At 38.5% G+C, this 11,905-nt stretch carries 13 protein-coding genes; 10 read left to right on the top strand and 3 right to left on the bottom strand.

What is annotated here, in order from left to right; genetic code table 11:
• Positions 1-68 precede the first annotated feature (68 nt).
• The 4 genes from J4N25_RS25615 to J4N25_RS25600 all read left to right on the top strand — a co-directional run bounded on the left by J4N25_RS25615 (position 69) and on the right by J4N25_RS25600 (position 2,737).
• Positions 69-698 (top strand): outer membrane beta-barrel protein, encoded by a 630-nt coding sequence (locus J4N25_RS25615; protein ID WP_207424747.1) that lies wholly within the window; start codon positions 69-71, stop codon positions 696-698.
• Positions 699-787: 89 nt separating this feature from the next.
• A complete protein-coding gene (gene trxA / locus J4N25_RS25610; RefSeq protein ID WP_207424746.1) occupies positions 788-1,108 on the top strand; it encodes a thioredoxin in 321 nt (106 codons plus the stop codon).
• 114 nt (positions 1,109-1,222) lie between these two features.
• Positions 1,223-2,146 carry a DUF58 domain-containing protein gene (locus J4N25_RS25605; protein WP_207424745.1) on the top strand — a complete coding sequence of 308 codons (924 nt, stop codon included), beginning with the start codon at positions 1,223-1,225 and terminating at the stop codon, positions 2,144-2,146.
• Between the two features lie 57 nt (positions 2,147-2,203).
• A complete protein-coding gene (locus J4N25_RS25600) occupies positions 2,204-2,737 on the top strand; it encodes a hypothetical protein (protein WP_207424744.1) in 534 nt (177 codons plus the stop codon).
• A gap of 49 nt (positions 2,738-2,786) precedes the next feature.
• Here J4N25_RS25600 and J4N25_RS25595 read toward each other — a convergent pair whose 3' ends face one another.
• Positions 2,787-3,665 (bottom strand): manganese catalase family protein, encoded by an 879-nt coding sequence (locus J4N25_RS25595; RefSeq protein WP_207424743.1) that lies wholly within the window; start codon positions 3,663-3,665, stop codon positions 2,787-2,789.
• 354 nt (positions 3,666-4,019) lie between these two features.
• Positions 4,020-4,973 carry a magnesium/cobalt transporter CorA gene (gene corA, locus J4N25_RS25590; RefSeq protein ID WP_207424742.1) on the bottom strand — a complete coding sequence of 318 codons (954 nt, stop codon included), beginning with the start codon at positions 4,971-4,973 and terminating at the stop codon, positions 4,020-4,022.
• A gap of 279 nt (positions 4,974-5,252) precedes the next feature.
• Here corA and mnmL point away from each other — a divergent pair, with 279 nt between their 5' ends.
• The 3 genes from mnmL (at position 5,253) to J4N25_RS25575 (ending at position 9,389) form a co-directional block, all read left to right on the top strand.
• The gene (gene mnmL, locus J4N25_RS25585; RefSeq protein WP_207424741.1) at positions 5,253-6,209 is read left to right on the top strand and encodes a tRNA modification radical SAM protein MnmL/YtqA; all 957 of its coding nucleotides are present in this window, start codon (positions 5,253-5,255) and stop codon (positions 6,207-6,209) included.
• Between the two features lie 649 nt (positions 6,210-6,858).
• Positions 6,859-8,247 carry an ammonium transporter gene (locus J4N25_RS25580; RefSeq protein ID WP_207424740.1) on the top strand — a complete coding sequence of 463 codons (1,389 nt, stop codon included), beginning with the start codon at positions 6,859-6,861 and terminating at the stop codon, positions 8,245-8,247.
• A gap of 71 nt (positions 8,248-8,318) precedes the next feature.
• Complete coding sequence (locus J4N25_RS25575; RefSeq protein ID WP_207424739.1) at positions 8,319-9,389, top strand: porin; 1,071 nt, start codon at positions 8,319-8,321, stop codon at positions 9,387-9,389.
• Positions 9,390-9,497: 108 nt separating this feature from the next.
• Here J4N25_RS25575 and J4N25_RS25570 read toward each other — a convergent pair whose 3' ends face one another.
• On the bottom strand, positions 9,498-9,830 hold the full coding sequence (locus J4N25_RS25570; RefSeq protein WP_207424738.1) for a single-stranded DNA-binding protein: 333 nt from the start codon (positions 9,828-9,830) through the stop codon (positions 9,498-9,500).
• 140 nt (positions 9,831-9,970) lie between these two features.
• Here J4N25_RS25570 and J4N25_RS25565 point away from each other — a divergent pair, with 140 nt between their 5' ends.
• Genes J4N25_RS25565 through J4N25_RS25555 form a run of 3 tightly spaced genes read left to right on the top strand, consistent with a single transcriptional unit; the run spans position 9,971 to position 11,833 of the window.
• Positions 9,971-10,336, top strand: coding sequence for a DUF2116 family Zn-ribbon domain-containing protein (locus J4N25_RS25565; protein WP_207424737.1), 366 nt, complete (start codon positions 9,971-9,973; stop codon positions 10,334-10,336).
• A gap of 11 nt (positions 10,337-10,347) precedes the next feature.
• Complete coding sequence (locus tag J4N25_RS25560) at positions 10,348-10,896, top strand: GNAT family N-acetyltransferase (RefSeq protein WP_207424736.1); 549 nt, start codon at positions 10,348-10,350, stop codon at positions 10,894-10,896.
• Between the two features lie 28 nt (positions 10,897-10,924).
• Positions 10,925-11,833: a helix-hairpin-helix domain-containing protein gene (locus J4N25_RS25555; protein ID WP_207424735.1), complete on the top strand. Its 909-nt coding sequence runs from the start codon at positions 10,925-10,927 to the stop codon at positions 11,831-11,833.
• Positions 11,834-11,905 lie beyond the last annotated feature (72 nt).

The raw sequence follows: 11,905 nt of genomic DNA, 5'->3' as shown, positions 1-11,905 counted from the left end.
GTCTCTGTTAATTTTTATTTAATATGCGAATGCTATATTGCAGTAAATAAACATACACTTAGACAATTATGAAAAAAGCCTTATTTGCGGCGCTATTAGCGCTTGCCTGTGCATCTACTGCCAAATCACAAACAAAAGGAACTCATGCAATTGGGTTTGGGGTTAGTTCGCAAGACCACAAGACCACTTATTCAGGTACATCTCCAAGCAATACCTATAAGCAAAAAATTAATAACTTTTCATTAACCTATGGCTATTTCTTTACAGATAATGCTAGGATAAAATTGAGTGGGTTTTATGGAAAGCAGAAGACGGATCCGGGCAATTCTAACTACCAAAATAGTACTAGTACTTACGGGGGCACAGTGGCAATGCAGAAATATTATCCTTTGTTAAAAAAGCTTTATGCGTACACCGAGGGCGGATTAGGATACTCTTTACACAAGACCGAGTATGAAAATTCAGATATACGTCAGGACTCAAAGGTTAATCAGTATAGTTTAAATGCTAGCGGCGGGTTAGCGTTTTTCCCGTTCAAGCATCTTGCTCTCGAAGCCACATTGTTAAATGCCGGTGCTTCATATAGTAAAAGTTCGGACGTAAATAGTGGAGATCGAGATATGAGAACGTCTTCCTTTAGTATCTCTACTTCAGGTGCAATAACCAATCTCGGTTTCAACATCTACTTCCTCTTTTAATCATTTCCCTGTCAGATTGTCTTGCTCTATTTGTGGTAAGGTTATTGTTAATGTAAATTTGAATTCAATAACTGTTAATATTTATAATTATGGCTTTAGAAATTACAGATGCAAACTTCGAAGAAGTAGTGCTGAAATCAGATAAACCTGTGCTTATTGACTTTTGGGCAGAATGGTGCGGTCCATGCCGTATGGTAGGTCCTGTAGTTGAAGAGCTATCTAAGGAATATGAAGGCAAAGCGATTGTTGGTAAAGTAAATGTTGACCACAATCCTGGAGTATCAATGAAATTTGGTATCCGTAATATTCCTGCTTTGTTGTTTTTCAAAAATGGCGAAATCGTTGACAAGCAGATTGGTGCAGTGCCAAAATCAGTACTTGCCGACAAATTGAGCAAACAATTAGCATAACAAATAATATTTTAATAGAATGATTGAACTCCGTCCAGATAATGGGCGGAGTTTTTTGTTTTAGAACGGAAGTGAAATGTTCTAACTTTAGTAATACTAATTTGTATTTCTTTGATGCAGCCTGATTTAAATACTTACAAAGACTTGCAGGATTTTGGAAACCTGGAGTTGATAGCCAAACAAGTGGTTGAAGGTTTTATTACGGGGCTGCATAAAAGTCCCTTTCACGGCTTTTCTGTTGAGTTTGCTGAACATCGCTTGTATAATTCGGGAGATCCAATAAAGAATATCGACTGGAAATTGTACGGCCGTACTGACCGGATGTTTGTTAAGCGGTTTGAAGAGGAAACTAATATGCGTTGCCAACTGGTAATGGATATATCTTCTTCCATGTACTACCCCAAAAAGGATTTCAATAAAATACTGTTCTCAATTTATTCAGCAGCCTCTTTAATGTATTTGTTTAAAAGGCAGCGAGATGCTTTCGGCTTAAGCTTTTTTTCTGACAAGGTGGAGTTTTCTTCTCCGGCTAAGTCAACTACTGCCCATCAGAAATATCTGTTCTCAGAGCTGGAGAAGCTGATGCAGCGAGACGGACGCGATGTTAGAACGTCAGTGTCATTAGGCTTGAATGAGATTGCCGAGCTAATACATAAGAGGTCATTAGTGATAATTTTCAGCGATATGTTCGAAACAGGACCGGATGAAAAGAAGATCTCTGATATTTTTTCGGCGTTGCAGCACTTAAAATATAATAAACACGAGGTGGTGGTCTTTAATGTGCTGGATTTTAAGCATGAAGTTGATTTCGAATTCGGAAATATGCCTTATCATTTTGTTGATATTGAGACGGGTGAAGAGATGAAGTTACGTCCGCAACAAGTAAAGGAAAAGTATCAGGAAAGTATATTGGATTTTAGGAGAGAGCTGAAGTTGAAATGTGCGCAATACGGAATAGACCTTATAGATGCAGACATTAATGCTGGATTCTATAGTATATTACATGCCTACTTGCTTAAGAGAGCTAAGATGTTTTAATCGTTCTTGCTTAAATCTTAATGCTGTTTATTTTGTTATCCAATAAAAGAGATTTCTATGAGCCACGTTTCTGAAGTAATACATGGTCATGTCGCTTCTCATATTTTTGAGGACGACGGGCAATTTCCGAATAATCCAATCCTGCCAGCACTGGTTTATAAAGGCGCCTTACATCTTCATCCAGGGGATGACACTCAGGCTATTGTTGAAAGATTTAAAATAAATAACTGGACTAATAGTTGGGAAGATGGTATTTTCGATTACCATCATTATCATAGCAATACACATGAAGTTTTAGGTGTGTTTTGCGGTGTTGCTGATATAGAACTTGGCGGAAAGGAAGGTGTATGTGTGGAAATTGTTCGCGGGGATGTTGTGATCATACCAGCAGGAGTTGCACATAAATGCCTAAAGGCAAGTGACGACTTTCTATGCATCGGCGCCTATCCTGGTGGTAGTTCCTATGATCTTTTAACTGGGGAGGCAGCGGAGCGTGAAACTGCATTAACTAATATTCGGCAAGTACCCGTCCCTTCGACTGATCCAATTTTCGGTAGTGAAGGTCCTTTGTTAGAATATTGGAAAAAATAGATACAAAAAAGAGATGCGGCAAGCATCTCTTTTTTGTTGAATAGCTCAATTATTTGCTAACCATATCACTGAGAGTTCCCAGAATACCATCATTGTTAGTCATCTGTTCTGTCTGAGCAAAGCCTTCCGGAGCAGGTGCGCCTAATTTTGGTTCGTCTCCAAGAGGTTGTGCTTTTACGACTTTAAACTCTCCTTTGCCATCTATCGACGGACCGTGAGTAAAGCGAGATCCTTCGTAAGTAAGTGCCTCATTTTCTATATTGGTAGATACGAAGGAGTAATTGAACTGTTGATTCTCTTCTGACTGAGGGAAACTGTTTGGAACAGGGTGTGCATTCATCCCTCCAAGCTCTTCAATTACTGCCAACCATTGATTCTGGTGCATAGTATCTCTTGCTATCAGGAATGAAAGCATATCTTTCATGCCAGGATCGTCAGTGGATTTCCATAGGCGAGTAGCCAAAGCTCTTCCTGTTGATTCTGCTGCTACGTTGGAATACATATCTGCAACAGTATTGCCACTTGCGACAATCCATGAACCATTGAATGGAACTCCATTAGAATCAGTTGCCATTGCAGCCAATCCAGTAGAAAGATAATGACGAGGATCCATTCCTCCCATTATTTCACCTACAACCGGATTTTCTTGTACAATTTTTTCGACCATGTTACCCGATGCTCCTTCAAGGTTTAAAGCTACAGCTGTGGATAGCATTTCGATGTGTGAAATCTCTTCCGTTCCAGTCTCCAGAAGCATGTCCCTGTATTTTACCGGACCACGGTTTCCCCAAGCCTGGAAAAGATACTGAAGGCATACACGAATTTCTCCTTCAATTCCTCCGATAGCTTGTTGAAGCAGTCTTGCAAATTGAGGGTTTGGTTTTTCGACACGCACTTTGTACTGCAGTCGTTTGTCATGATAAAACATAGTAGATGTTTTTTTTAAAGTGAATAATTTGTTAATTATCAAAGTGCTAACAGGCCTTAGGGAGCTATGTTTGAGATAATTAGGATTTGAGTGGAAAGGAAAAGAAACTGCTTAAAATTAAAAATTGATGTCTTTTTTCTACTAGGTATTTAACCTGCAGTAGGGTTGTTTCAGTAAGGTGTAATTTACCTGTTTTGATATGGTTGTTAAAAAGATCTTTGTATTTAATCCTTCTAGCCGTATCGCATTGCTCCACCGGGAGCTAGCTTAAGTAGGGGATATTGCAGAAAAGTATTTGCCTTGGATTAGGTAGATCTAAAAACTCTTTATGGGCCAGGGATCCCTTCGTTCCTACTAAAGCCAGTTCTTCTTCTTGAAGTAAATTAATGTTCCAGCCGATGATAGAATCATGAGTACAATCGCAAGCAGGTAACCATATTCCCATTCAATTTCAGGCATTGCTTTAAAGTTCATCCCATAAATGCTAGCAATTAATGTAGGAGGCATGAATGCTACCGTAGCGACGGTGAATATTTTAATAATGTGATTTTGCTCAATGTTTACAAAGCCCATGAAGGTGTCTTGTAGATATTCAAGTCGTTCAAATGCAAACTTATTATGCTCTACGAGTGAGCTAATGTCTTTGATCATTATCCTTAGCACACCCATATACTCTTCGGGAAAGAGGGAGCTTTTCATCAGCGCAGAAACCAGGCGTTGTTTATCTATGATATTTTCTCTCAAAGACATGGTTTCATTCTGGAATGATGAGATTTGAATTAGGAATTGCTCGTCGGATCTCTTTTTCCTTAAAATAAGCTGTTGATTCAACTCTGCAATTCGCCTGGCCAGGTTTTCGATTAAATCTGCGTCATTATCAATGGAGGTTTCGAGGATAGTAAGAAAGATTTGATACCCATTTATATAGCTCGCCGGACTTGCTTTGATGCGTTTTACAGCTTCTCCGAATGTTTTAAGATCGTCGTCCCGGTAGGTAAAAAGAATTCCTTTTTCCACTATAATAGAGACGGGGCAATAGGCAAATCCCTTTTCTTTTATTGATAAAAAATTGGAGTTTATGATGAGTTCATCTTCTACCTCGTTGAATCTTGACGAACTCTCAATTTCCTGAGATTCTTCTTCTGAGGAATATTTAATATCAAAATATGTCTCGACAGTTGCTTTCTCTTTGTCGGTCGGATTTTGCAGGTCTACCCAAATCAGGCTTTCAATAGGGATTTCACGCAATGATTCCAAATCCGTCTCTTTCGCTAATCTTCTATCTTTTTTGTAGTAAATCCTCAGCATAGCGCTTAAAAGTAAAAAGTAAAACCCGTAAGAGCAAACGAACGGAATTGTTATATCTCCAACTGTGGGTTCTTCAGATCTTCTTTTTTCCTAAATTGTATTATCAACGTTTAACAGGGCAATAAGTAGAGTTAAATAGCAAATTGAAAGATAGAAAGAATCTGAAAACCGTAAAAAAGTGTTTTTGTGTGGTCTAAATTGTTCAGCGGCACATGGTTTTCCTATCTTTGGCGTTCATTTTACTGGTGCAACTTAATTTGTGCCTTATATTATATAGCAATGGGAACGCCGTTAGATTTTGGAGTAAAGCCGTACAATTATTATGGGGCGTATTTGAAAAAGAAGTACGAGGGCAAGCGTGTATTTAAAATAATTGTCGATGGAGGCTTTACTTGCCCCAATCGCGACGGTAGTAAGGGGTACGGCGGCTGTTCTTATTGTAATGTAGATTCTTTTACTCCTGAATTATCACGTAAGGGACCAACTATTAGAGAGCAGATTGAGAAAGGCATGGAGAGAGCAGTGAAGGGGTATGCTGCGGAGAAGTTTATTATTTATTTTCAGCCTAATACGAATACTTATGCTCCAACGCATTATTTGAAGATGATGTATGATGAAGCGTTGAGTATCGCTCCTGAGAATGTGGTTGGTTTGTCTGTGGGTACAAGGCCTGATTGTATAGATGCCGAAAAGGTTGCCTTGCTGGAAAGCTACAGGGACCGCGGTTTGGATGTAGATCTGGAAATGGGGATGGAGTCTATATATAACGAAACTTTATCAAAAATTAATCGTGGTTGTACGCACGAAGAACTGGAAACTGCTTTAAATCTTGTTCAAAACTCCCCATTAGATGTTTGTGTACATACTATTTTTGGATTTCCATGGGAAACCAGGGAAATGATGCTAAAGTATGCAGATGAAATAAATCGTTTCCCAAAGATTAAATTTGCAAAATTGCATCATCTTCATATTGTTGAGGGGTCAATAATGGGAGTTCAGTATAAGCGTAATCCCTTTCCTGTCTTTTCAATTGAAGATTATACAGATTTTCTCGCCGAGTTTATTCCCTTACTTAGGCCAGACATTATTCTTCAGCGCTTATTTGGCCTTGCAGACTATGATTTGCTTATTGCTCCAAACTGGGGTTTGAAAAAGGCGGAAATTCAAACCTACATAGATAAAGAGTTGGAACGACGCGGGGTTTTGCAGGGGGCTAAGTACGAAGCTCTTGTTTAATAGTCTTTGGTCTTTCTAATTATTTCTCACTTAAATACTGAGCCTTCACCTTAACCTAACTATTAATAACAGCCCTATACGATATTAGCATTGGAAAATGTCCGCATTTTTCATTATTGATTCATTTTGTCTGTTTCTGACCAGAAGGTTTCTTCGTCGGTCCTTCGTCGGTCTTCCGTCGGTCCTGTACCCGTTCCGGCTCGGTCACCTATATCAAGATAATATCTGCAAATTTTAGGCTGTGACTGGAGTTGGTTAGAAAGAGCCCTTAATCTCCTTTCATCCTCCATTTGAGTGTTCTGCTCATGTAGGTTTTTCTTCTAATTTTCTTTCTGAGGCTCATTTTCTCGAGATTTTGCTGTTTGGAATCTTGATTCTTTTGGTTTTTTCTGTTTTAATCCAATTTTATCTCGAGTATACTCTGGTATTGTCTGGTCTTTTTATTGTATTTCTTGCGTTTTCGGTCTAAGTTCTTGGTGTTTTTGTTGTGTTGTTGCTTGTTTTTTGTGTTATTGATGGTGTTTATTCTATTTTTTTTAAAAAAAAAGTATAAAACATTATGAATTTGGTTCAAAATTGCTACTTTTACATTCATAATGATAAATATCACAACAGTTTATTATTAACAACACTAAAATAACAACCAAAAATGAGTAAAAATGTAGTAAAACAAGCCGGACCTTTTCTGGTCTTAGCGATTGCAGCAATCGCCGCGCTTTTTATTCCCTCACTTCCGGATTTTGACGGTAGTAAAGTGTACAATAGCTCTGATATTGCATGGGTTATTGTATCTACTGCCCTAGTATTTTTGATGACTCCTGCTTTAGCGTTCTTTTATGGTGGAATGGTTCACCGTAAAAACGTTCTTTCAACCATGATCAAGAGTACTGTAGCTGCAGGAGTAGTAACTGTGTTATGGATCGTAGTAGGATTCAGCCTTTGTTTCGGAGAGTCAATTAATGGTATCATCGGAAACCCATCGACCTTTCTTTTTTTCAAAGGCGTTAATTCCGGTGCTCCCTGGAGTCTTGCTCCAACAATTCCTTTTACACTTTTCTCTTTATTCCAATTAATGTTTGCCATTATAACTCCAGGATTGGTAGTTGGGGCAGTTGCTGAACGTATCCGATTTACTTCATATGTAAGCTTTATAGTTCTTTTCGGCCTATTTGTATATGCGCCTTTGGCTCATTGGAGCTGGCATCCAGAAGGGTTCTTGTTTAAAATGGGAGCTCTAGATTTCGCGGGAGGAACGGTAGTTCACATTTCAGCAGGTTGCGCTGCATTAGCAGGAGCCTTAGTGCTTAAACGTCGTAAAGTTCACATGGCGAACGAAGAAGTTCCACCAGCAAATATTCCCTATGTATTAATAGGTACCGGTTTGCTTTGGTTTGGATGGTTTGGATTTAACGCTGGTTCTGCTCTTGGTGCAAATGCTTTAGCAGTGTCTGCTTTTGCTACTACAAATACGGCTGCTGCATCAGCAGGTTTATCCTGGATGTTCTTCGATGTTATCCGTGGAAAAAAGCCTTCTGTGTTAGGTTTCTGTATCGGTGCAGTTGTCGGACTTGTTGCAATTACTCCTGGTGCTGGTTTTGTGGCTATTCCTCAAAGTATTTTCATAGGATTTATTGCAGCTATTATTTCAAACCTTGCAGTATACTACAAACAAAAATCTACTCTTGATGATACGCTTGATGTATTCCCTTGCCATGGTCTTGGCGGTATGGTAGGTATGTTGCTTACAGGTGTGTTCGCTACTAAAACAGTAAATGCTGCTGGTAACGATGGCTGGTTCTATGGAAATATTGATTTCTTCCTTACCCAAGCTAAAGCAATGGTGATCGTAGTGGCTTACAGCTTTACTGTTTCATATGCTATATTCAAATTGATCAACTTGTTCCAACCTATTCGTGTAAGTTCTGAAGAAGAGGAGTTAGGACTTGATGAAAGTCAACACAACGAGAAATATGTGCAAGGAACTCTGTTAATTTCTGAAAATGGGGTAGTAGTTGAGAAAGAAGTAAAAGAATTCTAACACTCGAAGTTCAGCACATAATCATTATTCAACATTCGATAAACACTATTTAACAATCAATCTTTTCAATTATGTTTAAAAAAGTACTAGCTCTTATTGCGCTGGCAGCGACCAGCTATGCAAATGCTCAAGATTCAACTTCAACTTCAACTTCAACCCCTTTAAGTATTTCTGGATCAGTAGATGCATATTATAAATATGATTTTTCAAAAGTTCCAAATATACCTACAAGCTTTGCAACTGATCAAAATTCAGTTTCTCTTGGAATGATCGATATCGCCTTAAGAAAATCAACAGGGAAAGCATCTTTTGTGGGTGAGGTTTCATTCGGGCCGAGAGGGCAATATCAATCCATTCTTAATGGAGATAATGCAGATCAAAACTCATTTCACATTCAAAACCTTTATGCTACTTATGCTTTCACTGATAAATTCTCTATGACTGCAGGTTATATGGGTACGTTTGTAGGGTATGAAGTTATTTCACCAGTAGGTAACATTAATTATTCAACATCCTACCTGTTCACCAATGGTCCTTTCCAAAATGCAGGTATTAAGGCTAATTATGCTATCTCGAGCAAGGTGGGTTTAATGGCCGGTTTATTTAATAATAAATGGAACGTTTACCAGGCTGATGCTAGTCAGGGTGTAAATACCTTTGGTGCTCAGTTATCGGTTACTCCGGTAGAGGGTTGGAGCGCTTACTTTAACGTATTAACTGGGTATTCTTCAGGAACTATCCTTGATTTAACTACAGCGTATCAAGTTACAGAGAAATTTAGGTTAGGATTGAATGTTGCCGATTGGTCAGCAGGTGAAGGCGCTGATGATGCGGGGTATACTGGTGTAGCGCTTTATCCTTCTGTTGCTGTAACTCCTGCCTTTGGTTTGGGATTGCGCGGTGAATATTTTAAAACAAAGAAAAATGGTGGTGTGGGCTTCGGTCCTGCAGCTGATGAGTCTGTAACTGCACTTACCGTTTCTGCTAACTTAAAAGCCGGTGGATTAACTTTTATTCCAGAAGTAAGATTTGACAACGGATCAGTGAACTCTTTCTACAAAAAGCCAGAAAGCCTGGCCGTAGGAACACCTGATACAAAATCTGCTTCTCAGTTTTCACTAGCTGTGGTATACGCATTCTAAAAACAAAAAAACGATAGATTGACATTGAACGAAACTAATTTTGGTTTAGTGTTGTGAGGAGGGACTGACGTGAGTCAGCCCTCTTCTTTTTTCAAGCTTCCCGACTGCCTATTTTTTGCTTAATAGCAATAAATCATTCACAACAATTTCGGTCACATACCTCTTCATTCCGCTTTTATCAGTGTAACTTCTCGAGCTAAGCTTACCTTCAATGCTTATCTCTGATCCTTTAGAAAGGTACTTCTCAGCAATTATTGCGTTTCTATTCCATAGTATCAGATTGTGCCATTGTGTTTCTTCTATCTTTTCCCCATTTTCATTCCTGTAATTCGTATTTGTTGCAATCGAAAGCTTTGCTACTTTTTTGTTGCCAACAGTTTTGATTTCTGGATCGATGCCAAGATGGCCAATTAGTCTTACACTGTTTCTTAGATTACTCATGACATATGTTATTTTTATATTATTAGTTTTTGTTTACTTTCAACGATACAAAGTTGAGTAGGAGGGGGTGGGTTAGTCGGTTGATAAGCGCTTTTATTCGTTTATAAGCGTTTGTACACGGATAATGTAAAGTAAATAGTATGACGGAGCGCTTTTGCCTTGATTGCGGTAATTCAATAAAAGGACGATCTGATAAGAAATTCTGTGATGATCAATGCCGCAATAATTATAATAATAGGCTTAAAATAGAAGATAGTTCGACGGTAAAGCAAATAAATGCGATCCTTAAAAGGAATAGGGCTATTTTACAGAAACTGAACCCTGAAGGGAAGTTGAAAATAACATCAGAGAAGATGTTAAAATTAGGCTTCAATTTCAATTATTTCACTCACACCTACGAGACTTATAAAGGATCAAAGTATTTCTTCTGTTACGAATACGGTTACTTAAGGCTGAATCAGGATGAGATTTTATTAGTAAAAAGAAACGATTCATTGAACTCATAATAAGCCCTACAATGTTTAAAGTTCGTGCCGCAGAAAGTAAGGATTTTCAGGCCATTTTTAACCTATATAAGAAGGTAGCCGCTACTGTTGGAGGGATATCTCATCTGGAAGAAGAAATATCCGAAGCTTATATCAAAAATTTCATGTTAAAGGCACAATATAATGGGATACAACTAGTGGTATATGGAGACAGTGATCCCGAAGATGTTTTAGCTGAAATTCATTGTTATAAGCCTTCTCAGAGTGTATTTGCTCATGTACTTACAGATCTTACTATCGTTGTCGCTCCGGAGGTGCAGGGCAAGGGAGCTGGAAAGCTGTTATTTAGAAGTTTACAGCAAGAAATTAAAACGAACAGGAAAGATATATTAAGGGTAGAGTTGATTGTTAGAGAAACTAATTTCAGAGCGATTTCATTTTATAGAAGTATTGATTTCCGGATAGAGGGGCGGTTCGAGCGGCGTATAGATTCAAGAAACGGACGATTTGAGTCGGATATTCCTATGGCTTGGTTTAATTCGGAATTTGAAAATCCATACTTAAAACGTAAGGAAGACTAGTTCTCGGATCGTTTCAAACCTTATCTATATGAATCTGAAAGAGTATTTTGAGTTTTCCAAGAAAGAATTAAACGGACTAATTGTTTTATGCGTACTGTTAGTCCTAATTATTCTAACGCCCGAGCTGTACTTGCAACTGAAGTCAGAGGATAAGGACTTGCAGGATACGAGTTTCCGGGCAGAGGTAGCGGAGTTCCTTGCTTCTGCTGTGAATGAAGACGAGGCAAATGAAAAAGCATATGGTCGTCGCAAATGGGCTTCAGATACCAGAAAGAAAAATGTCAGGTACTTCTTGTTTAATCCCAATAATTTGCCGGAATCGAAATGGCTGGATTTAGGGCTTTCTGCCAAACAAGTTAAGGTTATAAAGAATTATGAGGCCAAGGGTGGTCGTTTCTACAGAAAAGAAGACTTGAAGAAGATTTACTCATTGCGGAGTGAAGACTACGATCGCCTTGAGCCTTACATTGCTATACCTAATTCTTATCGCACTAAGCCGCTTTTCAGGAAATTTGAGAAGAGATTATCAGAAAGGGAGAAAAGTATTATTAATATCAATACGGCTGATTCTGCGGAGCTAGAAACATTACGGGGAATAGGACCGGCTTTCGCTAGTCGTATCATTAAATATAGAAGCAGGCTGGGAGGCTTTTGGAAAAAGGAGCAATTGCTTGAGGTTTACGGTTTAGATTCAATAAAGTATAAAGGCTTCGAGGATAGAATAATGGTGGAACCAGGTGCTGTGTTAAAGACGAATGTAAACTCTGCTAGTTTTGAAGACCTGAAGCGGTTTCCCTACTTAAGTTACAAGCAGATCAATGCTATAGTGCAATACAGGAAGCAACATGGGAATTATGGCTCGCCGACGGATTTAAAGAAGGTACTCCTCCTGAATGATGAGGTAATTGCGAAAATAGCGCCCTATATCAGCTTTTGATCGGGTTTATTAGCTTGAAAGTTTTGTCCTCTTAATTATTTTGAAATTAATGTTTTGACTGTTAATATTTTA

It is taken from the genome of Desertivirga brevis, assembly GCF_017355835.1.
This window is presented reverse-complemented; position numbering and strand designations above follow the sequence as displayed.

Bases quoted from the DNA above. Each gene is read 5' to 3' on its own strand.
- trxA (WP_207424746.1), top strand. From the start codon at position 788: ATGGCTTTAGAAATTACAGATGCAAACTTCGAAGAAGTAGTGCTGAAA.
- mnmL (WP_207424741.1), top strand. From the start codon at position 5,253: ATGGGAACGCCGTTAGATTTTGGAGTAAAGCCGTACAATTATTATGGG.
- J4N25_RS25560 (WP_207424736.1), top strand. From the start codon at position 10,348: ATGTTTAAAGTTCGTGCCGCAGAAAGTAAGGATTTTCAGGCCATTTTT.
- J4N25_RS25600 (WP_207424744.1), top strand. From the start codon at position 2,204: ATGAGCCACGTTTCTGAAGTAATACATGGTCATGTCGCTTCTCATATT.
- corA (WP_207424742.1), bottom strand. From the start codon at position 4,973: ATGCTGAGGATTTACTACAAAAAAGATAGAAGATTAGCGAAAGAGACG.
- J4N25_RS25565 (WP_207424737.1), top strand. From the start codon at position 9,971: ATGACGGAGCGCTTTTGCCTTGATTGCGGTAATTCAATAAAAGGACGA.
- J4N25_RS25580 (WP_207424740.1), top strand. From the start codon at position 6,859: ATGAGTAAAAATGTAGTAAAACAAGCCGGACCTTTTCTGGTCTTAGCG.
- J4N25_RS25555 (WP_207424735.1), top strand. From the start codon at position 10,925: ATGAATCTGAAAGAGTATTTTGAGTTTTCCAAGAAAGAATTAAACGGA.
- J4N25_RS25605 (WP_207424745.1), top strand. From the start codon at position 1,223: ATGCAGCCTGATTTAAATACTTACAAAGACTTGCAGGATTTTGGAAAC.
- J4N25_RS25615 (WP_207424747.1), top strand. From the start codon at position 69: ATGAAAAAAGCCTTATTTGCGGCGCTATTAGCGCTTGCCTGTGCATCT.
- J4N25_RS25575 (WP_207424739.1), top strand. From the start codon at position 8,319: ATGTTTAAAAAAGTACTAGCTCTTATTGCGCTGGCAGCGACCAGCTAT.
- J4N25_RS25570 (WP_207424738.1), bottom strand. From the start codon at position 9,830: ATGAGTAATCTAAGAAACAGTGTAAGACTAATTGGCCATCTTGGCATC.
- J4N25_RS25595 (WP_207424743.1), bottom strand. From the start codon at position 3,665: ATGTTTTATCATGACAAACGACTGCAGTACAAAGTGCGTGTCGAAAAA.